Genomic DNA, 21,358 nt, shown 5'->3' with positions numbered 1-21,358 from the left:
CGCCGAGACGAGATCATGCGTTGGTAAGATGAGTCTCCGAAATCGCGCGCACATCGATGCGGCCTGGCAGAATCGCGTCACGCTGAGCGCGATCCGCGACTTTTTGCAGCGCGTCGATGTCGCTGTCGTTGACGAAATGCTGCTTCAGCGCCGCCCGTTTCGTGATCTGCCGCGCGGCATCGATTGGCGAGCGCGTGAGCGTCGCATAGATCTGCGCGTAGGCCTCTGGATTTGCGATCGCCCAGTCGCCCGCGCGTTGATAACGTAACAGCAGGTCCGCGATCGCGGCGCGCTTGCGCGGGTCCGCCAGAGCGCCGCCCGATGCCGTGATGAAGCCGAGCCCGCTGTTGATGCCGGTGCCGTCGCGCAGCACGCGGCCGCCGCGCTGCACGGCGATGCCGTAGTACGGATCGAACGTCGCCCAAACCTCGATCGAACCCGACGCGAAGGCCGCGAACGCATCGACGGGCAGAATGAAGCGCACCGATACGTCGTCCTTCGACAAACCCGCCTCGGCCAGTGCGCCATACAGCTGAAACTGAGAAATGCTGCCGCGCGCCGACGACACGAACACCGTCTTGCCCTTTAGATCGGAGACCGAACTGATCGTGGAGTGCGGCGCGACCAGGATACCGAGTTGCGCGCCCGACCCTACTCGCGTCGCGACGATTTTCAGCGACGGGTCGCCGACGGCCGCCGCGAGTACCGGCAAGTCGCCCGCCGGCGCGAGATCGACGGAACCGGCGCGCTGCGCTTCGAACAGCGGTGCCGCGCCCTGGAAGTTGGCCCAGCGCCACGCGTACGGCGTGCCGTCCAGCACTTTCGCCGCTTCCACGAGGGCGCGCGTGCCACCGGCCTGATCGCCGAGCACGAGGGTCACGTTTTCCGCGGCGCGGGCATCGCTCGTACTGGCAAACGCGGATACCGCGGCGAAGGGCGTCGCGGCCAGCGCACGAAGCAGCGTGCGCCGCCGTGTGGAAATGGACGTTGAATCAGATGCGGTCATAGGTCCTCGCTGTCGATGTGCAACACAGCGTAGCGACGAACAACCGCGCTGAGAATCATTCTATTTCGATATGTTTATATCGACTCAATATTTACGTTTTGCATCTTCTTAAGCGGCCGTTGATGGCGTACTGGCTGCTCAATGCCAATGCCCGCCATATCCTCCGTGCCAGTGGCCGTAATAGCCATGGCCATAGCCACCGCCCCAATAGCCTCCGATCACTACTGACGGTCCCCACCATCCGTAGTAGCCTGGCCATGGATAGCCGTAGGGATAACCGTAATAGCCTGGATATCCGTAGTACCCGGGGTAGCCGTAGTACCCGGGGTAGCCGTAATAAGCAGGCGCAGGCACCGCGACGTATGTGCAATTCTGTCCAGACAACGGCAACGCGTTTGGCGTCGCATTCGCGCCGGCCGTCCCGCTCGGCGGCATAGGCGCGTTGCCAGTCGCAGAACCAGTGGTGGCCGTGGTGTTGACGGCGGCGGTGCCATTGGTGCAGGCGTAATAGCCACCCGCTCCCGGATAGTACGAATAGGGGCCGTAATAGACGCAGCCGGACAGCGCAAAAACGCCCGCCAGGCCAGTGCATAGACCAACGATTCCACAACGCATGATCGCTCCCCCTGTCCGGGCGCAGCGCAGCCGTCTCGACACGGCGTGGTTTCATTCTAGTCTTCGAATCCTGTATCAGGTACGCATCTTGCGCAGTGCGGGTATTCCGTGGAAATCAGGAGTTTCGTCATGGACCCGCTCGATCCCCTCGACCCGAACGCCTCCGCGACTCCCGCCCAGCCGGGCAGCGGCGCCCGTATCGCCGGCGGCGACGTCGGCGTCGGCGACGGTCCCGGACCGGAGGTCATGGCCGCCGCCACGCTCGACGGCAATAAGGTCATATCTTCCGACGGTCAGGACCTCGGCAAGATCTCCGACATCATGCTCGACGTGAGCAGCGGCCGCATCGCATACGCGGTGCTGACGGAGGGCGCTTTTCTCGGTATCGGCGGAACCTTGCATGCGATTCCGTGGCGCTCGCTGACACTCGACACCGACCGCAAGTGCTTCCAGCTGGACGCAACGGCCGAGCAGGTAAAAAGCTCGCCGGGCTTCGACAAGGACCATTGGCCATCGATGGCCGACCGCGCATGGGGCACGTCGGTGCACCAGTTCTATCACCGCGAACCGTACTGGGAAGCCACACGCGCTGTCGTCGAAAACGATCCCGCCACACGTGTCGATCCGACGACCGGGATCTAAGGACACTCATCAAGACGCCTCGAGCACCAATCCCCTCACGCACGCCACGTTGTTGGCGGCAAAGAGGTGCGAGCGCGATGTCAAATCAGCTGCCGGCAGACTACCGCGCAGCGGAGGTGCAATGACGATGATCCGACGCACACTAGCTAATCGAAAAAATCTCTCCTACGTGGCGTGGGTGGCTATCGGCACGGGTTCTGTATTTCTGACGCTCGCGCTTCCGCTGCCCGCATTGGGCGCTTTTGTGGTCGGCGCCTGCTGTGCGTACGCGGGGCGTAATGGGGGGCGTCGAGATGTGCGATCTGTCGCCGCCTGTCTGGCGCCGCCACAACCGGGCGACAGTGCAAAGTTGCCGCCGTCAGGAGTTCCGACGAACGCCCCGAACCAAACGAACGAGCAGCAAAGCGAAGCCACAATGCGCTAACGTGCTGCGGCCTCGCACCCGTCAAAGCCGATAAACCCGCTCGGCATTGTTATGAAACAGCGCAAGCCGCTCCTGCGCTGAAAAGTCTTTCGTGATGGCCTTGAACGCGTTGAATACCGCGTCGTAACTGCTGAACAGGCGGAGGAAAAACGGATAATGCATGGCGGTCTGTCTCCTGCGCAAGGCTGTCGTCGTTCCAGGAAGCGAACGACGACATCCAGTTGAACGTCGCCTGCTCATACGAAAACGTGTCGTTCCCGAACGGCTTCTACGATATCGACGTGCGCCACGGCTACGGTAACTGGACCCATGTCGAAGTCAAAACGGTGCGCGGCGAATTCATCGCGCCGCTCGCGTCGCCGAAGTACCTCGCACAGTATCCGGTGAAGACGCCGGAGGACCTGCTGTCGCATCGGCTGATCTGCTGTAATGCGGGCCACCGAAGATGCCGCCGCCGCGCTGCGCCGATACCGACGACATGCAGACGATGCTGCCGTTGTGCTCCTGCATCGCCGGAAGCACCGCTTGCGACATGTACGGCGTGCGCACGCTCGACATCGGCGGCAAGGACTTCGACGCGATCGTCGACGTCAATCTGCGCGGCCGCCGCGAAAGCGGGCGTGCTCGGTCTCGCCAAAGCGATGGCGCGTGAATTCGGCGCGAATCATATCCGCGTGAACTCGATCACGCCGGGCCTCATCCAAACGGACATCACCGGCGACAAGCTGACGCCCGCGATGCGCGAGGACATCATCAAAGGCATTCCGCTCGGCCGGCTCGGCGACCCCACCGACGTCGCGAACGCGTGCCTGTTTCTGCTCAGCGACCTGTCGAGCTACCTGACGGGGATCACACTCGACGTCAACGGTGGCATGCTGACCCACTGACGCCGCGCGCCGCCAGTCGGCGCGTTTCGGCACGAGCAACGCACCCGGAACACAATCCGGGGCACGTGGCCGCGGGCACGCGCAACAGCGCCTGCCGTGGCACCCAGGAGACATCGATGAAAGCCAAATACACCGCGACCGTTGCCAGCAACGTAACGCCGCGAAACGACAAGCTCAGCTTCGAAGCGCGGACCTATGCGAAAGTCGCCCGCCGGCTGATTCCCTTCCTGATGCTGTGCTATCTCGGCGCGTATCTGGACCGCGTGAACGTCGGCTTCGCGAAGCTGCAGATGCTCAACGATCTGCGCTTCAGCGAAACGGTGTATGGGATGGGCGCCGGCATCTTCTTTCTCGGCTACTTCCTGTTCGAAGTGCCGAGCAACGTGATTCTTCACCGCGTCGGTGCGCGCCGCTGGCTCGCGCGAATCATGCTGACGTGGGCCGTCATCTCCGCGAGCTTCGTGTTCGTCAGGTCGCCCAACGCGTTCTACGTGCTGCGGTTTCTGCTCGGCGTGGCCGAAGCAGGCTTCGCGCCCGGCGTGATCCTCTATCTGACCTACTGGTTTCCGGCGGAGCGCCGCGCCAAGGCGTTGTCGCTGTTCTTCATGGCGATTCCGCTCGCGGGCATCATCGGCGGGCCGCTGTCCGGCGCGATCATGCATTCGCTGCACGGTGCGTGGGCGATGTCGGGATGGAAATGGCTGTTCCTGCTCGAAGCGTTGCCCTCGCTCGTGCTCGGCATCGCGATTCTGCTGTATCTCGACGACGGCATCGCCAAAGCGAAGTGGTTGAGCGACGCGGAGAAAACGCTGCTCGCACGCAACGTCGCGAACGATGCGCAACAGACGGTCTCGCATGTCTCGATTCGCGACTTCATCGGCGACCGGCGCTTGTGGCTGATGGCGGCGATCTACTTCTGCGTGGTGCTGGGCCAGTACGGCCTCACCTTCTGGCTGCCCACCATCATCCGCAAGGCCGGCGTTGCGGATCCTTTGTGGGTCGGCGTGTTCACCGCGATTCCGTATCTGTGCGCGATCGTTGCGTTGCCGCTGATCGGCATGAGCGCCGATCGCCGCCGCGAGCGTCGCTTTCACCTGGCGATTCCGATGCTGGTCGCCGCCGCTGGCTTCGCGACGTTGCCGCTGCTCGGCAGCGTCGGTGCGTCGATCGTGTGTCTGAGCGTCGCGTCGGCGGGCATTCTCGCGTCGTCGTCGCAGTTCTGGTCGCTGCCGACCGCGCTGCTCGGCGGCATGTCCGCCGCGGCAGGCATCGCCGCGGTGAACTGCTTCGCGAACCTCGCGGGCTTCTTCTCTCCGGCGATCGTCGGCTGGCTCAACGATCTGACCGGCAAGTCCACCGCCGGGCTGATCTTCATTTCCGTCTCGGTGACGCTGGGCGCGATGCTGGTCTTTCTGGTGCCCGCCCGATCCGTGAACCGATGATTCTCTTTCACGACCTGCTACAGGCGTTACCGATGGACGCTGAGACCATCACCGAGTCGGTCACGCTCGCCGAGCGTGCCCACCGCATCCGCCGCAACGCGTTGCTGATGGGCGAAGTACAGGGCCAGGGCTATATCGGCCAGGCGCTCGATATTGCCGACGTGCTGGCCGTCGCTTACTTCGGCGCGATGCGTTGACGACACAAGTCGTCACGACACCGCGCGGGCCGGTTCGGCTTTACACGCCGATGGTCCGCGTCGTCTTCAGCGCGATCCATGTCATGCCTTCGCGCAGTCCTTCGAGTACCGCTTCTCTTTCGACGGCGAACACTCGCGATTGATGAAAGCTGCGTTCGAAATCACCTTCGGGCGACGTATGTTTGACATGGATCGTCGCCTGAAATCCGCCTTCCTGTGCCTCCTCCGTCTCGACACTCACGGACCAGGTTCCTTGCTGCGCGTTTGCTGAGATGCTCATTGGATGCTCCTCCTGTTGTCGCGAGCGGCTGCCACCGTCAGCGTAAGACTGTGCCACGCCTCTATCGTTGATCCACGTCAAGCGTCGACCCGAACCGTGAGCGACACTAGACATCACGCGCTCGCCCGATGCCTTCAGCTTCGCTTCAGACTCACGCCATCGCGTGAAAACGCACCGCGTGCGCGCCGATTTCGCGCCCCTCGCCCCGACGTTTCGCGGTAAGCTTTGCGAGCGTATCCGCGTCACGAGTTCGTGCCCGTGCGGCAACGCTGCCCTCATGATCGACGAACGCCGGAGTTCATCATGTGGTACGCCTTCATCGATGCACAGCAACGCCTCGCTCGCGCGATGGTCGGGGGAATGCTGACCGAATCGGGGTCGGTGCCTAACGCGCAAGCGGGCTGGCTCGGGCCGGAACAGGCGGCCGACGCGTTCAGCCACTGGCTGCTCAGGTCGAGCTGCGCTTTCGAGCGAACGCCGCCGTTCGCAATCCACTCCGTTGCCGCCAACGGTAGCCGCGTTGCGGTCGACGAAAGCGTCGTCGCCTCGTTGACGGTCGGCACGCTGCTCAGGTTCAGGCGCAACCCGTCTACGCCGCCTGCCGACGCAAAGCTGCCGGTGCTGTTGTGCGCGCCTCTCGCCGGCCATCATTCGGTCATGCTGCGCGAGACCGTCGAAACACTGCTCGAAGAACGTGACGTGTTCGTGACCGATTGGGCAGACGCGCGCGACGTGCCGCGCGAGGCGGGCCCGCTTTCGCTCGCCGACTACGTACAGGCGCTCGAAAGCTTCGTCGGCACCGCGTGCTCGTTCGGGTCGCCGGTTCATGTGGTCGCGATCTGTCAGGCGAGCGTGCCCGCGCTGGGCGCCGCGGCGCTGCTTGCCACGGACGAGGCCGCGCCGATCGCGAGCGTCTCGCTGCTCGGCGGCCCGATCGATACGCGGTTGAACCCGACCGTCATGGACCGCTTCGCGAGTTCGCATACGCTCGAGTGGTTTCACGACCATGCAATCGACATCGTTCCACCGCCGTATCGCGGCGCGGGACGCCTCGTGTATCCGGGGTTCATCCAGCAGGCCGCGATTTTTGCCGCGCATCCGGAGCGGCACTTGCGACTCGAAGCGGATTACTGGTCCCGCTGGCTCGTCGGCGACATGCCCGGTGCGCAGCAGGCGCTGCGCTCGGCCAATGAATATGCCGCGGTCCTCGACATGGCGGAGTGCTATTTCCTCGATATGCTTCGTGTGGTGTTTCACGAACATCTATTGCCGCGCGATTTGTGGTCGGTCGCCGGACGTCCGGTGCGGATCGCCGCGCTGCGCGATACCCCGCTGTGCACGATCGAGGGCGACAGCGACGAGATCACCGGCGCGGGGCAAACGCATTGCGCGCATGCGCTGTGCGATGCATCGCCGATGCGGCCCGCGCGGCAGTTGACCATCGAGCAGTGCAATCACTACGATCTGTTCATCGGGCCGCGTTGGCGCGACGCGGTTTATCCGGGGCTCCGCGAATTCTGGCGCGAGGTCGAGCACGCCGCGCTGGAGGTTCGGCGGCCGCGCCGCGCGGCCGGGGTTCCGGCAAGCCACAGGTCGGCATAAGGCAGTTGAGAAAACGTCGGCAGTACGCATCGGGCAATCGTTGAACGTAACGTCACGACGCAGGTTGACTCAGTGCCCGCCCTCCATGCCGATCGCTGCTTCGAGGGCCGTTTCCGCCGCATCGAATGCACGGCGGATCGCCGCTTCGGCGTCGTCGCCAGCACTGTGCGCAACGGGCCTGAGTTCTAGCGTGCGCGTGACCAGATCGAGCCGCACGGCATAGAACGGATGCGCCGATTCCGGCCGCAACGCCTCGATGGCGAGATGGCAGTGCGACACGAGTGCGCCGAACCGCGCGAGACGCACCAGTTGCGCACCTGCTTCCGCTTCGAGCGGCGCGGCACCCGCGAAGCCGAGGTAGACGATCTGCATGTCGATGCCCATCTTCGCCTCCCGGTACGATCATTGATCGGGCCTGTTCCCGATACACACCGGTCCGGGCGCTCGCTATGGGCCTATCTTGTTCTTGTGCGAAAGGCGGTCATTGACGTGGGTCAAGCGCGGTGAAGGCGCGCGCCCTCAATGCATATGCATCCCCCCATTGATCGCAATGTCCGCGCCGGTGATAAAACCCGCATCCTCTGAGCACAGAAACGCAATCAACGCCGCCACTTCATCCGGACGTCCGAGCCGGCCGACCGGAATCTGCGGCAGGATCTTCGCGTTGAGAATCTCGCTCGGCACCGCTTCGACCATCGCGGTCGCGAGATAACCGGGCGACACCGTGTTCACCGTGACGCCGTGCTTCGCGGTTTCGAGTGCGAGCGCCTTCGTAAAGCCGTGCACGCCCGCTTTGGCCGCTGAATAATTGGTTTGCCCGAAGGCGCCGCGCGAACCGTTGACCGACCCCACGTTGACGATGCGGCCGTGGCGCCGCTCGAGCATGCCGGGCAACAGCGGCTTGGTCATGTTGAACAGGCCGTCGAGATCGGTGCGCAGCACGGCGTCCCAATGCTCCTTGCTCATCTTCGCGAAGCTCGCGTCGTGCGTGATGCCAGCGTTGTTGATCAGCACGTCGACGCCGCCCAGTTCGGACAGCACGCGTTGCGCGCAGCGCGCGCATGAATCGAAGTCGGCGATGTCGACTTCGTACGCGTGAAACTCGCGCCCCGTGTCGCGCTCGTGCTGCAGCCATGTCGACACGTGATCGTTGTGCGTCGAGTGCGTGACCGCGACCGTCATGCCCGCGTCATGCAGCGCCCGGCTGACCGCCGCGCCCAACCCGCCCATCCCGCCTGTGACCAATGCCACGCGATCCGTTCCCATCTGAGCCCCTCCTTGCCATGTCTGCGATTGACGGTGCGCGAGCCGGCCTGGCCGGCTCGCGCGGCTAAACGACGCCCGCGAACGGCAGCGCGTTCTGCGAGCCCCACCACCATGCGTTCAGGCCGCCCGCGAAAGGCGCGACGCCCGGGGCGATGCCGTACGCCGCCTGCCACCACGCATACCAGGCGGCGAACGCGCGGTTGATCTGGTCGAACCAGTCCGCCTCGTGCTGCGCGGCGAAGGCGAGCGACTTGCTCCAGTCGGCGAAGCTCCGTTCCGCGTACTCGCGAGCCGCGCACTGCGCGCCCTGATACGCCGCAGCGTAGTCGAACCAGCCTTCGGGCTGTGCGGATGCCGTCGAGGCCCATGGTGACGCGGGGCGCCCGCTCGGCGCATCGGATTCGGAAACCATCATCACTGCCCTCCAGAGCACAGCATAGGATTGCCTGCGGCGGTTGCAAACCGTCGAGCGCGCCTTCCACTGTATTGAGCGCCCGGCGGTCCCCGCTTGATCTGCATCAACAGCCGCGGCCGCCTGGCCCATAGACTCCATTTGACGACGGGCTCGCGGCTGCTCGCGCCCGTTTCCCCACGTTCTGTCACGGAGCATTGGCGATGAGCTACAAAAGCATTCTCGTTCACCTCGATACGAGCGTTCGTGCACATCCGCGTCTCGAGATCGCATTGCAGCTTGCACACCGCTTTCATGCGACGCTGACCGGCCTGTTTTCGACATACGTGCCACCGCGTCATGCGTTCTTCGTGATGGCCGGCACCGCCGACTACTACGCGGAGCACGAGCGCCTGCGGCACGAGCGTGCCGGCGCGCTCGAGCGGCTGTTTCGCGCCGAGCTCGCGCGCGCGAACGTCGACGGTCATTGGACCGCCGTCAACGGCTACGCGAACGACGTCGTGCCGCCCTATGCGCGCCTCGCCGATCTGATCGTGCTCGGACAGACCGACCCGACCGACCCCGAGGCGTTCGTCGCGGAACAGTTCGTCGAGCACGTCGTGCTGTCGGCCGGGCGGCCGGTGCTGCTGGTGCCGTCGAGTGGCACTTTCGCGGCGCCGGGCCGCCACGTGCTGATCGCGTGGGACGGCAGCCGCGAGGCCACCCGCGCGATCCACGACGCGCTGCCGTTCCTCGCGCACGCGGCCAAAGTCACACTGCTGACGGTTCAATCGTCGGCCGATCGTTCGCCGCGCGACACGGTACCCGGCGACGACATCGCACTCGCCGTCGCGCGCCATGGCGTCAAGATCGACGTGCGCGAACTGAGCGTCGAAGCCGACACGCCGGTCGGCGACGCGCTGCTGTCGCAGGCGGCCGAGCTCGGCTGCGACATGATCGTGATGGGCGCCTACGCGCATTCACGTCTGCACGAAGTCGTACTGGGCGGCGCGACGCGCACCATGCTCGAGTCGATGACCGTGCCCGTGCTGTTGTCGCACTGAAGTTCGCACTAAAGTTCGCGCTGAAGTTCGCGCGTAAGGAGACCACCATGTTTCAACGCATTCTCGTCGCGCTCGATGGCAGCGACACCGCCTCGCGCGCGTTCGACGCCGCGCTGACCCTCGCCGCCGAGTCGGGCGCCGAGCTGATGCCGCTCTATGTGATCGACGTGCCCGTCATTGCCTACGACGCGCCCGGGTTCAACCCATGCGTGATTCAGGACGCCTTCATCGAGGAAGGCAAGCGGATCGCGGCCGACGCCCAGAGCCGGATGACCGCGCGCGGCGTCAAGGGCACGCCACGCACCGTCGAAGCCGCGCTCACCGGCGAAGACGTCGCGCATCGCATCGTCGCGGCGGCGCTCGGTTGGCACGCCGACGCAATCGTGCTGGGCACGCACGGCCGCCGGGGCTTCCAGCGCCTGATGCTCGGCAGCGTCGCCGAGCGGGTGCTGCGCAGCGCCCGTTGTCCGGTGCTGATGATTCCGGCCCAAGCGAACGGCGCAACCCCCGACGAGCCCGTGCCGGTCTGCGCCGAAAAAGAACTCACCTGAGCCGCCGAAGCCCGGCTGCGGCGCGGCGCTTCAGGGCCGCGCCTGCTCCCGTTCGTCATGCCGCACGATCAGCACCGGTTTGTCGGTCGCCCGCACCAGCGACTCCGCGACGCTACCGAGCAGAAACCGCTGCACGCCGCGTCGGCCGTGCGTGCCCAGCACGATCAGATCGGCTTCGATTTCGTCGGCGACGCGCGCGAGCACCGCCGACACGCTTTCGGCATACGCGTCGATCACCCGCACCGTGCCGGGCACCTGCGCCTCGCGCATCAGCTCGCGTGGCCCATCGAGCGCGCGGCTGGCGAATTCTTGCGCCGCGCCCGCCGGTTCCGGCTCGAAAGCCACATCGGCGTTGTCCGACCACTTGCCGTGCGCCACCACGCAGCAGGCTTCGAGTGTGGCGCCCGACAGCTTCGCAAGCTTCAGCGCCTCGCCAAAGGCGCGCTGAGCACTGGGACTGTCGTCGAGCGCGACCAGAATTCGTTCATACATGTTGGACTCCCTCTGAAAGCGCTGGCCCGCCCCGAAGCGGTGCCATCGCGCGTCTGTACCGACAGTGTGAAGCGCGCGCCGCCGCGCGGCTTGACACAGGTCAATGGGCCGCCGCGCGGCGCCCCCGCTTGCGCGCGGCCTCACGATTACCGTTATATGTCTTCCGTTGCAATCGATGCAAACCGCATCTCGTCCCGCCCCATCGGGCCTCGCCAACCACGCACTAGGAATATTCCTACAGCCGTTGCCTGAACTCCTAGCGTCACTTAAAGCGCCGCCGATATATTTCTGAGATGAGGTCGCCAATACTGGTCGACATGGACACCACCCTGTCAGCCAAGGTATCGAGAGTCTTCCTCGTCGACGATGCGATCGAGGTCCGGCGTCTGCTTGCTTGCCTGATCGCGCTGATTCCCGGCATCGAAATCGCCGGCGAGTCCGCCGGCGTCGAGCAAACGTTCGACGACATCGTCGCGAGTCGCGCCGATGTCGCGGTGCTCGACCCGTGCTTCTCGGGCAAGACCGACCTGGTGCTGCTCGCGGCGCTGTCGCGGGTGCGGCCGTCCATCGTCAGCATCGTGCTGACCAACCATTGCGCGACGGCGTTCCGCCGCGCGTGCGAAGCGGCGGGCGCCGACTTCTTCTTCGACAAGACCTCGGAGTTCGAGCTCGCCTGCCGTGCCATCGAAGCGATTGCCCATGCGCGTCGTGCGCATCCGGTCTGACCGTCAGGAGCCGATCATGCAAGTTGCCGCAGTCTGTGAACCCCGCCACGACGCGCCCCGCATCTCGCACGTCGTACCGATCCACGTCGTGCCACGCGGCGCGGCGGCACGCCACGTCGTGCCGCGCTGCTCCGCCTGCGCGATGCGTGCGATCTGCATGCCGCCCGATCTGAGCTCGGACGAACTGAGCCGACTCGATGCCGTGATCTGCTCGACGCGCTCGATCAAACGCGGCGACGCGCTGTATCGCGCGGGCGACGCGTTTCATAGCATCTACGCGATCCGCGCCGGGTCGTTCAAGACGGTGGTGATGCATCGCGACGGCCGCGAGCACGTGACCGGCTTCCAGATTGCCGGCGACTCGCTCGGCCTCGACGGGATCGGCGAGGGCAAGCAGAATTGCGATGCGATCGCGCTGGAAGACAGCGTCGTGTGCATCATTCCGTTCGCGCAGCTCGAGACGATCTGTCGCGAGATCAAGCCGATGCAACATCACATCTACCAGATGATGAGCGGCGAGATCGTGCGCGAATCGAGCCAGATGATGCTGCTCGGCACGATGACCGCCGAACAGCGCGTCGCGACGTTTCTGCTGAACCTGTCGAAACGCTTCAAGGCGCGCGGCTTTTCCGCGGCGGAGTTTCATCTGCGCATGACGCGCGAGGAAATCGGCTGCTTTCTGGGCATGAAGCTCGAAACCGTAAGCCGGATGTTCTCGAAGTTCCAGCGCGAGCGCCTCGTCAAGGCGAACGGCAAAACGATTCGCATCGAAGACGCGGAAAGACTGGCTCGCGTCTGAGCGGCCGGCGCGACGCTCGCCTCGCGTTCGTTCGCGGGACATGCCGGGTGGAACCGGCGCTCCTGACCTGATATAACTCAGTGCGATGCGGTGCGCGACCTTGCGCGACCGCGTGGAGGAGCGATGAGTGTGTCGAGTGGCGAGTCTTTGCGCTTCACCGGTACGGCGTCCGGGGCGGAGGTGCCCGTCGAGGATCGCTATTTCATGCTGATCGAAGCGGTGCAGGACTACGCGATCTTCATGCTGGATCCCGCCGGCCGTGTCACGAGCTGGAATCCCGGCGCACAGCGCATCAAGGGCTACACGCCCGAAGAGATCATCGGCCAGCACTTCTCGAAGTTCTATACCCCCGAAGACATCGCGGCCGGCAAGCCCGCCCGCGAATTGGAAACCGCCGCGACCGTAGGCCGTGCGGAGGACGAGGGCTGGCGCGTGCGTCGCGATGGCTCGCGCTTCTGGGCCAACGTGGTCGTTTCCGCCGTGCACGATGCGTCGGGCGCGTTGCTCGGCTTCGCCAAGATCACCCGCGACCTGACCGAGCGCATGCGCCTCGCGGAACTCGAACGCGCGGATCAGGTATCCACGCACGTGCAGATCGCTCGTGAAAACGAGCAGAAACGCATTGCGCGCGAACTGCACGACGATCTCGGCCAACGGCTGACCGCGCTGAAAATGAGCGTCGTGCTGCTCGAAGCGAAGCTGACTAAACAGGCCGACACCGAGCCGCTCGCGACGCAGACGCAGGAACTGCAAAAGCAGATCGACTGGATGGCCGCTTCGCTGCGGCGCATCGCCGCCGATCTTCGGCCCCCGCTGCTCGATGACCTCGGACTCGCCGCCGCGCTCGACTGGCTCGCCGAAGACTTCACCAAGCGCTATAACGTGCTCTCGAGCGTGCACCTCGAACCGGCCGAGCCGGTATGCGGCGAGTTCGCGGCGACAGCGCTGTTTCGCATCGTTCAGGAGGCGTTGACGAACGTCGCGCGGCACGCCAAGGCGAGGCGCGTACGCATCGAGATGGCCGGCACGGGCCCCATCGTATCGCTCGATATCGAGGATGACGGCGTCGGTGTCGCACTCGATCAGCCGCAGGGAACCAATTCGTTCGGTTTGCTTGGCATTCGCGAACGCGTTCGCCAGTTGCGCGGCAATGTGTCGTTCACCAGCTCGCCGGGCCATGGTTTCAGGATCTCGATCCAGATACCGGCCGACGCGCTCGTGTAATGCTCACGCGCTGCCGCGCCCCGCTGTCGCGGACTACTCGGCGGGCGCTTCGTCGGCGCTCCGCTCGCGCATCAGCAACACCGGACAGCGCGAGAAACGCAGCACCCGCTCCGCCACGCTGCCGATCACCAGACGCTGCACGCCGCGCCGACCATGCGTGCCCAGCACGAGCAGATCGGCGTGGATCTGCTCCCCGTGGCGCAACACGATAGTGGCGACATCGTCGGACAGGCTCTCCGACTCGATCAGTTCGGGGCGGCAAGGCACGCCGGCGGCGGCGCAGGCCTGTTCGGCCTCGTCGAGCACCGAGTGGCCGTCCTTACGCAATGCGTCGACGAGCGTAATCGGATCGTAATAGCCGGCATAGGAAAAGATCGGCGTCTTGTCGACCACATAGACCGGATGCACGACGCCCTTCGTCAACCCGGCGAGATTCACCGCTTCTTTCAGCGCGCGTTTCGAGAAGCTGCTGCCGTCGAGCGCGACGAGGATATGCTGGTACATGCCGATTCTCCACTGAGGTTGGATTTGTCAATGCGCGTGACGCGCCCCTGTTACAGATAAATGAGCCCGCCCGCGCTGCCGGGGTAGGGCTGCGCGAACTCGCCGCGCGGCACCGCGTCCGTCCGCAACGACGACGCGCCGCGCGGACACACGAGCACCGGACACGCCGCGTCGCGCAAGGTGCGCGACGTCACGTGGCCCGGCAATGGATGCGGCGCGCCGCGCATACCGTGCGAACCCATCACGATCAGGTCCGCGTGCCAGCGTTGCGCTTCGTCGAGAATCGCGCTCGACGCATCGCCGGAATCGTCGTCGAACTCGAGCAACGCGGTTTCGGCCGCGCGCCCGCTTTGGTCGAGCATCGTCGCGCCGCGCCGCAACACATCGATGCGATGCTGCGACACGACTTCGAACGGCAGCCATTCGCACCACGCGAACCGGTCGTCGGCCGCGTAGACGACCTTGATGCGCGCGTCGGGCGGCGCGACCGCGAGCGCGGTGCGCAACGCGTCGAGCGCTGTGTCGCTGCCGTCGATCGCAACCAGCACGCGGCTCACCGCCGACGCATCGCTCGCGTCGGTCGACCCCGCCGGCATGTACAGGACCGGGCGCCCTATCGACGCGACCAGTTCCTCGGGATCGATGCGGCCGTCCCAGCGATGTTCGCGCGAATGCGCGGCCACCACGACCAGATCCGCGTCCCATTGCTTCGCCGTGTGAGCCAGCGCTTCGGCCGCGCCCTGATGCAGCGCGCTGAGATCCACGATCTCCGCATCGGTCGCCGCGACGATGCCGTGCAACGCGAGCACCGCGTCGCGCAGCGCGGCCTGCGCGCCGTGCAGCATCGCGCGATGCGCCTCGCACCAGTCGGGATAGCCGAGCATCAGCGTCGGATAACGCGCGGCCGGGTTGCAGACGATATCGACGAGACGAAAGCGCGCATCCGCGGCGGCGAACTGCCTGGCGATGCGCGTGCCGGACGGCAGTCCGGTGCCGCCCGCGGACGCGATCATCACGCGGTGGAAGGTGTTGCGCTCGGCAGCAGTGTTCATCAGTGTTCCTCGGATCGTCGCACCGCGCGGCGGCGCGTCGGTCGCGTCGCTCTACGCGTCGGCCGGCGACGGCGACCCCAACGGTTCGCACTTACATGATGAACGCCGGCGCGGCGGGCGGCTTGATCTGCATCAAGCGCCAACGGCCCGCGAGCGGATCACGGGCGGATCGACAGCACGGCCGCGCCGGTCAGCCTGCCGTTGCGCAGATCGTCGAGCGCACGGTTGGCGTCGCGCAAAGCATAGGTGGTCCTCTCGATCGCGAGCCGGATCTCGGCGGCGCAGCGCATGAACGCGAGCCCATCGTCGCGGGTCAGATTCGCGACCGACACGACGCGTCGCTCGCCCCACAAAAACGCGTACGGGAACGACGGAATCGCGCTCATATGAATGCCGCCGCATACCACCACGCCGCCTTTGGCGACCGCCTGCAACGCCAGCGGCACCAGTGCGCCGACCGGCGCGAACAGCAGCGCCGCGTCGAGTTCGCTGGGCGGTGCCTCGTCGCTGCCGCCGGCCCAGACCGCGCCGAGGCGCAGCGCGAGTTGCTGGGCCGCGTGATCGCCGGGACGCGTGAACGCATACACGGTGCGCTGCTGATGACGCGCGACCTGCGCGACCAGATGCGCGGCCGCGCCGAAGCCGTAGATGCCGATCCGTTCGGCGTCGCCCGCCATGCTCAACGTGCGATAGCCGATCAGACCCGCGCACAGCAACGGCGCGGCCTCGATATCGCTGTAGTGCGGCGGCAGATGAAAGCAGTAGCGGCTATCGGCGACCGTGCGCTCGGCGTAGCCGCCGTCGATCGTGTAGCCGGTGAAGCGGGCGTCGTCGCAGAGATTTTCGCGGGCGGACAGACAGTAGCGGCAGTGACCGCAGGTGCGCCCGACCCATGGCACGCCGACCCGCTCGCCCACCGCGAAACCGCTGACGCCCGCGCCCAATCCGGCCACCACGCCGACGATTTCGTGACCGGGAATCACCGGCCGCTTCGGATGCTCCAGCTCGCGGTCGACCAGATGCAGGTCCGTGCGGCACACACCGCAAGCATGAACGTCGATCAGGATCTCGCCGGCACCGGGCTGCGGATCCGGCACTACCCGCTCGCTCAGCGTCGCCGAGCTGCCGTCGAACACCATCGCTCGCATTGGGTTCTCCTTCGGACGCGTGGGCGGCGCCGCGCTGTCGCCGTGACCGGCCGCCGCGTGCACCGCCTCACCAGCATAGGCGCGCCATTGTGTCGCGCAATCGCCCCCTGCCGTGCACCGTTTGATCGAGGTCAACAAGGGCCGTTTTGTCGGCCGTAGACTGATCTTATTCCTGATACGGGAGGACGTGCCGTGATTACGCGAATCAGAAATTGTCTGCTCGTGTGCGCGCTGAGCGCCGGCGTCGCCTATGGCGAACCCGAGCCGAGCGCGCTCGTCGATCAGCAGCACTGCATGTTTTGCCATACGCACGATGCGCCGTTTCTCGCGCCGTCGTTCCAGCAGATCGCCGAACGCTATCGCAACGTGCCGAACGCGCAGACGATGCTCGAGCACAAGCTGCGGCTCGGCGGCAAGGCGCACTGGGGCGATACGCCGATGCCGCCGGCGGCCGAGCGCGGCGGCCCGCTATCGGCGGAGGACGCGCACACGCTCGTGCAATGGGTACTTAGCCAATAGTGACTCGATGCGCATGCATCGGGGCCGCCGCCGACGCGCGATGTCGGCGGCAATGCGAATCAGTCGTTTACGTTGCGGAGACTTGTCATGCGTTTGACCGTTCATCTCGACACGTTCGATCGTGTCAACCCGATGGCCTTCGCCATTCTCTGGCTCGACAAGGACACGCGGCAATGGTCGCGCGAAGGTCATTTCGGGCTCGAGTTGCCCGAATGGGGCGAGTTGCATGTGGATTGCGGCAATACGCTCGTGTGCGCGCCGCATAGCTCGGCGCCGGTCTGCGTGCTGGAGGGGCTCGATCTGAACCAGGTCGACGGGCCGTTCGAAGGCGAGATCGGCCGCGTGCAGTGGTGCGCCGAACGCGGCCGCAGCCTGATCAGCGGTCACTGGCGTGTGCAATGCGTTGACGTCGAGCAGACGGAGCCGGAGAACGGTGTATTTGCTGACGGGGAAGACGTCTGAGTCGGGGCGTTGTCACCGGGGACGGTTATCGCAATGGCTCTCGTCACCGATCTCGATGATGTGCTTACGACTGCACGCCGGCGGCAGGCAGGATTCCCCGAAACTCGAATCACCTGCTGCCGCCCTTTCCCCTATTGCAGTTTCCAGATCGTTGCCGCGATGGTTCCTTCGTCCTGGAATACGTTCACCACGTCAGGGATGCCATTGATCGGCACATTGTTGACGGTCAGCGCGAACGAAAGCCGCCGACCGCTTTTCGCATCCACGTAGCCGGCCAGCGCTTGCCCCTTCAGTACGATTCCCGAAGCCGGAGCAGTCGCTGCCGCGACGAACGTCCCGGTCTTCGCATGAACCTGCCCCTGTGCGCCCGCAAGTGTGGGGTCGGCCTCGAAGGCGGTCACGGTAGCAAGCGAACCATCGACACCGAGGTTCGGCAATGCATCGACATATGATGAAAAGACCGCACTGCCGCGCATGCCGTCAAGCATCGCGGTGACCGAAACGCCGGTTGCGGTCGTATCGCCTCCTCCGCTTCCGTCGATGAAGTGCAACTGGTCGACCGGTACGCCGAACTTCTTCGCCAGTACTCCGCTTTCTGCGACGAGCGCGCCGGATATCGTCGTTGAGCCGTTGTTCGCGAGTCCGAACAGGACGAGGCTCGTGTCTGCGCCGATGTTGTAGCTGACTTTCAGAATGAACCTCGCGTATTGCGCGTAGGTCGGGGAGACCAGTTGCGCGACGCGTGACGAACTCGCATAGGTGCCGGGTGCCGGCAGGATCTGCACAGGGTTGGGCTCCACGGCTGCAGCCGACACCACGACACCCGCGCGTTGCAATGCCTCGATCAACACGGTGCGGGCATAGCTGGACGGATCGGTGATGCGGAATGTTCTAATCAATGGATACTGATTCGTCAATGGAGGAACGAAATCCACCGGAATGTTGCCGCTGACGCTGCCGGTGCAGCCCGTTTGTCCAATACACGTTGGCAACTCGGGCGCCAACTCGATGTTCGGCTCCGAGCCGGGCGAACCGACGGCCAGCGTCGATTGCACCGAGAACGCCTGCGACAGTGGGCGCGAGCTCAGCGGCGCTGCGGTGCCCTGGCTACCTTGACCGATCACGACGTCGACGACGTCATCGTTGACGAAGATCGGCCGCACGGCGAATTCGCCACGAAAAACGAATGGCTGAAACAGGCGGTCGTCTACGACGACCTCACCGTTGATCCGCTTGATACCCGCCGCGGCAATCTGTGCGGCAAGCGAAGCGTAGCCCGCCAGCGGGTCCGGTTGCGTCAGTATTGCGCCGCCGAGCGAATTGGCTTCGTTATGGTCGAAGCTGCTGATTGCCACCGAGCCGTCGGGGTTGGTGCGGCCGCCCATCGTGAGATCCCCGCTTGCGACAAGGACCAGATTGCCGTTCAGCGCACCGGTTGCGTCCACTGTTCCCTGTGCATAGACGGGAGTGACGAACTGGTATTGCGCGCCCAACTGGTCCAACGCGGCGCCGACCGAAAACAGCTTGCGCACCGAGCCGATCAGCAGCGGCGTGCTCGAATTCATGTCGTAGACGACGCTCCCCGAGTCGAGATCGACGACCCGCAGCGACCAGGTGGAACCCTTGTAAGCCGGCTTGGCCATGATCTGCTGAATCGCCGGCGGAATCGCCTGATTGACCGGACTGACCGAATTGATGCTGCCGCCGCATGCCGCGAGCAGAATCGCGAGCGTGCCGCAAGCACCCCGCTGGCTAATCGTTAAAAACGAAGTCATGAAGCCACTCCAGTGACCGGGCTGCCGCGCACACGATCGGGATTGTTTCATCCCAACTTAGACCGTGACGTAAACGAGGTCAAGGCGAATGCCATACATCACTCAAAAGATGATTGGACTTCGCCCATTGGCCCCTGGCCTCTCAAGCACCTCACAGCGTTCGTGATGCCATCGAAGCTGCAGAGCCGGAGTGAAGGGAGCTGTTTCAGCACCGACAGTAGTAGAGTGCCATAAGGTTATCCGGGGAACCCGAACAGGTGCTCGACATTCATCCAAGAGGAGCCCAAATGACTCGACTGATTCGCCGCATAGCCACGGCCGCTGTTATCGTCACCGCTCTCCCCTGTGCGCTGAATGCAGCGCCAGTCGACACGGATCCCGCGAGCACCATTCGTCACGCTCTGGCTCAGTGGCGGGCAGACTTCAATGCGCGACGTGCAGCACATATCTGCGACCTCTTCGCTCCCGATCTTCGCTACGATTTCTATGGCGCACCCGAGCGGACCTACCCGTTACTCTGTGCCCGTCTCCATCATGCGCTGGCCGACACAACGCAATCGCTTCATTACGACCTTAAAATCAAAGAGATCATTGTCTCCGGTGACCTCGCGATCGTGCGCTTGACCTGGAGATCGACCGTCACCATGAACGGCAAACAACAGTCCAATGACGAGACCGGGCTCGATGTATTCGGCCTCCAGCCTGACGGTAGCTGGAAGATCATCCGTTACATTGCGTATCCTGAGAAGGACTGAGGTGCCGCCACGGACTCCTTGCACGCCTATTGTGAGCGGTCAGTTATTGCCCCCTGGCATCAGGCTCGTGACTCACAGATGCCAAATGTCCACGTGGACACCTAGTATTATCTCCATTCGAACAACGCAAATTGAGCAGCCGCCGCCGCGAGCCAATGCGCGTTGTTCTCCCGAAGCCCCTGCAACACGTGGGCGAGCGCAGCGGCATGATCGAAGTCCGCTTCGGCGGTCTTTAGCTTCTCGGGATACGCCTTCAATGCCTTGGTGTGGGTCGCATACTCGTCGGCCGCTGCGTCCAGCTTATCCCATAGCGATTTGTCAAATAGCATCTGAAAAGCCGACACCCCCGAAATGCCGATCTTTCTGGATTCCTCACGCACGGTCTTGTACTCGGTAAGGGCCGCGTCGCACAGCGAGAGACACATTTCCTGCGACGGTGACTGGAATCTCGTCTCCTGGTACTTCGGGTCGAGGATGTCGTAGCGCACTCTCAGCATCAGCCTCACAAGCTGAACGAACGACGCAAGTTGACCGGGCATCGCCGTCGGCATTTGCCATTCGAACATCGGCCGAAGCTTCTGGCTATTCGCTTCGACAAACAGCACGGCGACGCGGCGAAGCTGTGACTGCGCGACTTCGCACTTCGCTATGATCGGGATGAAAATTCCTTGCTCGGTCGCGAATGGCGAAAGGTGAGGAGGTAGCGCCCCTGCCACTATCGATGCAAACTCCGTCTCCAGTTCACGAGGCCATTCGACCTGGTCCCCGAACATCTCCGATACAGCAGACCAACTGAGCGTGGCGTCAGCGCTCATGCCCAGCATCTTCATGCCATCTTCGTTTCCCGTGACCTTCGACTGCTCCGGATCGAACTTTCGGTTCCTGTCATAGGCAAGGGAGATCAGGATTCGCCTCGTGTAGTACTTTGGTTTGATCAACGTATCGGCAAAGGCTTCTGCCAGTTCGCAAGCGGCGTCTACCGCGCTCTTATGGGACTTGGAACCGATGTCATCCACTTCCGCATTTAGAGGTTCACCGTGAGTGAACAATCCTTTCGCGAAGACCTCACTAAAGAATTTCAGAATGCCCTCTTCCGTTGCCGGGTAAGACTGATACTGCTCGAACATGCCTGGCAGCTTTTGCAGTTCAAGATTGCGTATCCATATCACCGGCTTTTCGCAATTTTCCGTGAAACGCGCGAGTTCATAGGCTGGCCAGCCGTTGTCGATATCAGCGCGTGGATACAGGAATACGAAGGCGTCGGTCTCGCGGGTGTTCTGCTCGATCCACACCCGCCAGTTGGCGCCGCCCTGCATTTCTTCGCTCAGCTTCACCTCAACGGAATCCGGAGACGCCAGAGCCAGGATTGACCATTTCAAGCTTCGCGCAATGTTGACGAACTCCGACGTGTGACTGAGGAATATTTTGACGGTGCTCATACACGTCTCCTTATGTCGCGATCAGGTATTGCGTACGCATCTTTACGATGCAGTAAAGACGATTCGAGATCAAGAAATTGAAATGTCCTAAGCGCTG

The 21,358-nt window shown here is 64.1% G+C and carries 23 protein-coding genes and 4 pseudogenes; 14 read left to right on the top strand and 13 right to left on the bottom strand.

Features of this window, described 5'->3' with window-relative positions; all coding sequences use genetic code 11:
• Positions 1–13 precede the first annotated feature (13 nt).
• A complete protein-coding gene (locus EVC45_RS24540; protein ID WP_129960818.1) occupies positions 14–1,006 on the bottom strand; it encodes an ABC transporter substrate-binding protein in 993 nt (330 codons plus the stop codon).
• 744 nt (positions 1,007–1,750) lie between these two features.
• Between EVC45_RS24540 and EVC45_RS24530 the strand changes: the two genes are divergently transcribed.
• Complete coding sequence (locus tag EVC45_RS24530) at positions 1,751–2,263, top strand: PRC-barrel domain-containing protein (protein WP_129960816.1); 513 nt, start codon at positions 1,751–1,753, stop codon at positions 2,261–2,263.
• A gap of 445 nt (positions 2,264–2,708) precedes the next feature.
• Here EVC45_RS24530 and EVC45_RS45740 read toward each other — a convergent pair whose 3' ends face one another.
• Positions 2,709–2,849 (bottom strand): hypothetical protein, encoded by a 141-nt coding sequence (locus tag EVC45_RS45740; protein ID WP_168991523.1) that lies wholly within the window; start codon positions 2,847–2,849, stop codon positions 2,709–2,711.
• A 20-nt stretch (positions 2,850–2,869) separates the two neighbouring features.
• Between EVC45_RS45740 and EVC45_RS47675 the strand changes: the two are divergent.
• Positions 2,870–3,109, top strand: a pseudogene (locus EVC45_RS47675) (LysR family transcriptional regulator); the annotation flags it as partial.
• Here the strand turns inward: EVC45_RS47675 and EVC45_RS24510 are convergent.
• A pseudogene (locus EVC45_RS24510) lies at positions 3,087–3,230 on the bottom strand (short-chain dehydrogenase); the annotation flags it as partial. The pseudogenes EVC45_RS47675 and EVC45_RS24510 sit on opposite strands and share 23 nt — an antisense overlap.
• A 59-nt stretch (positions 3,231–3,289) precedes the next feature.
• Here EVC45_RS24510 and EVC45_RS24505 point away from each other — a divergent pair.
• The 3 genes and pseudogenes from EVC45_RS24505 to EVC45_RS24495 form a co-directional block, all read left to right on the top strand.
• Positions 3,290–3,574: pseudogene (locus EVC45_RS24505) on the top strand (SDR family oxidoreductase); the annotation flags it as partial.
• A gap of 116 nt (positions 3,575–3,690) precedes the next feature.
• Positions 3,691–5,016 carry an MFS transporter gene (locus EVC45_RS24500; protein WP_129960813.1) on the top strand — a complete coding sequence of 442 codons (1,326 nt, stop codon included), beginning with the start codon at positions 3,691–3,693 and terminating at the stop codon, positions 5,014–5,016.
• Between the two features lie 32 nt (positions 5,017–5,048).
• A pseudogene (locus tag EVC45_RS24495) lies at positions 5,049–5,210 on the top strand (transketolase); the annotation flags it as partial.
• 43 nt (positions 5,211–5,253) lie between these two features.
• On the opposite strand, the gene EVC45_RS24490 reads toward EVC45_RS24495, so the two are convergent.
• Positions 5,254–5,493 carry a hypothetical protein gene (locus EVC45_RS24490; protein WP_129960812.1) on the bottom strand — a complete coding sequence of 80 codons (240 nt, stop codon included), beginning with the start codon at positions 5,491–5,493 and terminating at the stop codon, positions 5,254–5,256.
• A 303-nt stretch (positions 5,494–5,796) separates the two neighbouring features.
• Here EVC45_RS24490 and phaZ point away from each other — a divergent pair, with 303 nt between their 5' ends.
• Positions 5,797–7,095 carry a polyhydroxyalkanoate depolymerase gene (phaZ, locus tag EVC45_RS24485; RefSeq protein WP_129960811.1) on the top strand — a complete coding sequence of 433 codons (1,299 nt, stop codon included), beginning with the start codon at positions 5,797–5,799 and terminating at the stop codon, positions 7,093–7,095.
• A 69-nt stretch (positions 7,096–7,164) separates the two neighbouring features.
• Here phaZ and EVC45_RS24480 read toward each other — a convergent pair whose 3' ends face one another.
• From EVC45_RS24480 to EVC45_RS24470, 3 genes are all read right to left on the bottom strand, one after another.
• Entirely contained in the window at positions 7,165–7,479 is a 315-nt protein-coding gene (locus EVC45_RS24480; protein WP_129960810.1) for a hypothetical protein, read from the bottom strand.
• Between the two features lie 135 nt (positions 7,480–7,614).
• Positions 7,615–8,361, bottom strand: coding sequence for an acetoacetyl-CoA reductase (gene phbB / locus EVC45_RS24475; protein ID WP_129960809.1), 747 nt, complete (start codon positions 8,359–8,361; stop codon positions 7,615–7,617).
• A 64-nt stretch (positions 8,362–8,425) separates the two neighbouring features.
• Positions 8,426–8,776, bottom strand: coding sequence for a polyketide synthase (locus tag EVC45_RS24470; RefSeq protein WP_129960808.1), 351 nt, complete (start codon positions 8,774–8,776; stop codon positions 8,426–8,428).
• Between the two features lie 200 nt (positions 8,777–8,976).
• On the opposite strand from EVC45_RS24470, the gene EVC45_RS24465 reads away from it, so the two are divergent.
• Positions 8,977–9,816 carry a universal stress protein gene (locus EVC45_RS24465; RefSeq protein ID WP_129960807.1) on the top strand — a complete coding sequence of 280 codons (840 nt, stop codon included), beginning with the start codon at positions 8,977–8,979 and terminating at the stop codon, positions 9,814–9,816.
• 47 nt (positions 9,817–9,863) lie between these two features.
• A complete protein-coding gene (locus EVC45_RS24460) occupies positions 9,864–10,367 on the top strand; it encodes a universal stress protein (RefSeq protein WP_129960806.1) in 504 nt (167 codons plus the stop codon).
• A gap of 30 nt (positions 10,368–10,397) precedes the next feature.
• Here the strand turns inward: EVC45_RS24460 and EVC45_RS24455 are convergent, their stop codons facing one another.
• Complete coding sequence (locus tag EVC45_RS24455; RefSeq protein ID WP_129960805.1) at positions 10,398–10,859, bottom strand: universal stress protein; 462 nt, start codon at positions 10,857–10,859, stop codon at positions 10,398–10,400.
• A gap of 317 nt (positions 10,860–11,176) precedes the next feature.
• Here EVC45_RS24455 and EVC45_RS24450 point away from each other — a divergent pair, with 317 nt between their 5' ends.
• The 3 genes from EVC45_RS24450 (at position 11,177) to EVC45_RS24440 (ending at position 13,607) form a co-directional block, all read left to right on the top strand.
• Entirely contained in the window at positions 11,177–11,584 is a 408-nt protein-coding gene (locus EVC45_RS24450) for a response regulator (protein ID WP_129960845.1), read from the top strand.
• Between the two features lie 16 nt (positions 11,585–11,600).
• Positions 11,601–12,383 carry a fumarate/nitrate reduction transcriptional regulator Fnr gene (gene fnr, locus EVC45_RS24445; RefSeq protein ID WP_168991527.1) on the top strand — a complete coding sequence of 261 codons (783 nt, stop codon included), beginning with the start codon at positions 11,601–11,603 and terminating at the stop codon, positions 12,381–12,383.
• A 123-nt stretch (positions 12,384–12,506) separates the two neighbouring features.
• Positions 12,507–13,607 (top strand): PAS domain-containing sensor histidine kinase, encoded by a 1,101-nt coding sequence (locus EVC45_RS24440; RefSeq protein ID WP_129960803.1) that lies wholly within the window; start codon positions 12,507–12,509, stop codon positions 13,605–13,607.
• 33 nt (positions 13,608–13,640) lie between these two features.
• On the opposite strand, the gene EVC45_RS24435 is transcribed toward EVC45_RS24440, so the two are convergent.
• The 3 genes from EVC45_RS24435 to EVC45_RS24425 all read right to left on the bottom strand — a co-directional run bounded on the left by EVC45_RS24435 (position 13,641) and on the right by EVC45_RS24425 (position 16,311).
• Positions 13,641–14,111 (bottom strand): universal stress protein, encoded by a 471-nt coding sequence (locus EVC45_RS24435; RefSeq protein WP_129960802.1) that lies wholly within the window; start codon positions 14,109–14,111, stop codon positions 13,641–13,643.
• 50 nt (positions 14,112–14,161) lie between these two features.
• Complete coding sequence (locus EVC45_RS24430) at positions 14,162–15,163, bottom strand: universal stress protein (RefSeq protein WP_129960801.1); 1,002 nt, start codon at positions 15,161–15,163, stop codon at positions 14,162–14,164.
• 158 nt (positions 15,164–15,321) lie between these two features.
• Positions 15,322–16,311: a zinc-dependent alcohol dehydrogenase family protein gene (locus EVC45_RS24425; RefSeq protein WP_129960800.1), complete on the bottom strand. Its 990-nt coding sequence runs from the start codon at positions 16,309–16,311 to the stop codon at positions 15,322–15,324.
• A 192-nt stretch (positions 16,312–16,503) separates the two neighbouring features.
• On the opposite strand from EVC45_RS24425, the gene EVC45_RS24420 reads away from it, so the two are divergent.
• Together EVC45_RS24420 and EVC45_RS24415 are read left to right on the top strand one after the other, a co-directional pair.
• Positions 16,504–16,830, top strand: coding sequence for a c-type cytochrome (locus EVC45_RS24420; RefSeq protein WP_129960799.1), 327 nt, complete (start codon positions 16,504–16,506; stop codon positions 16,828–16,830).
• A gap of 87 nt (positions 16,831–16,917) precedes the next feature.
• Positions 16,918–17,292, top strand: coding sequence for a DUF3564 domain-containing protein (locus EVC45_RS24415; RefSeq protein WP_129960798.1), 375 nt, complete (start codon positions 16,918–16,920; stop codon positions 17,290–17,292).
• A gap of 131 nt (positions 17,293–17,423) precedes the next feature.
• Here the strand turns inward: EVC45_RS24415 and EVC45_RS24410 are convergent, their stop codons facing one another.
• A complete protein-coding gene (locus tag EVC45_RS24410; protein WP_129960797.1) occupies positions 17,424–19,067 on the bottom strand; it encodes a D-alanyl-D-alanine carboxypeptidase in 1,644 nt (547 codons plus the stop codon).
• Between the two features lie 287 nt (positions 19,068–19,354).
• Here EVC45_RS24410 and EVC45_RS24405 point away from each other — a divergent pair, with 287 nt between their 5' ends.
• Positions 19,355–19,822, top strand: coding sequence for a DUF4440 domain-containing protein (locus tag EVC45_RS24405; protein WP_129960796.1), 468 nt, complete (start codon positions 19,355–19,357; stop codon positions 19,820–19,822).
• 107 nt (positions 19,823–19,929) lie between these two features.
• Here the strand turns inward: EVC45_RS24405 and EVC45_RS24400 are convergent, their stop codons facing one another.
• Entirely contained in the window at positions 19,930–21,261 is a 1,332-nt protein-coding gene (locus tag EVC45_RS24400) for a TIR domain-containing protein (RefSeq protein ID WP_129960795.1), read from the bottom strand.
• Between the last annotated feature and the right edge of the window lie 97 nt (positions 21,262–21,358).

The sequence above is a fragment of the Paraburkholderia sp. UYCP14C genome (genome assembly GCF_004197395.1).
Taxonomy (GTDB): domain Bacteria; phylum Pseudomonadota; class Gammaproteobacteria; order Burkholderiales; family Burkholderiaceae; genus Paraburkholderia.
The sequence above is the reverse complement of the archived record's forward strand: the minus strand, read 5'-3'. Positions and strand labels throughout refer to the sequence as shown.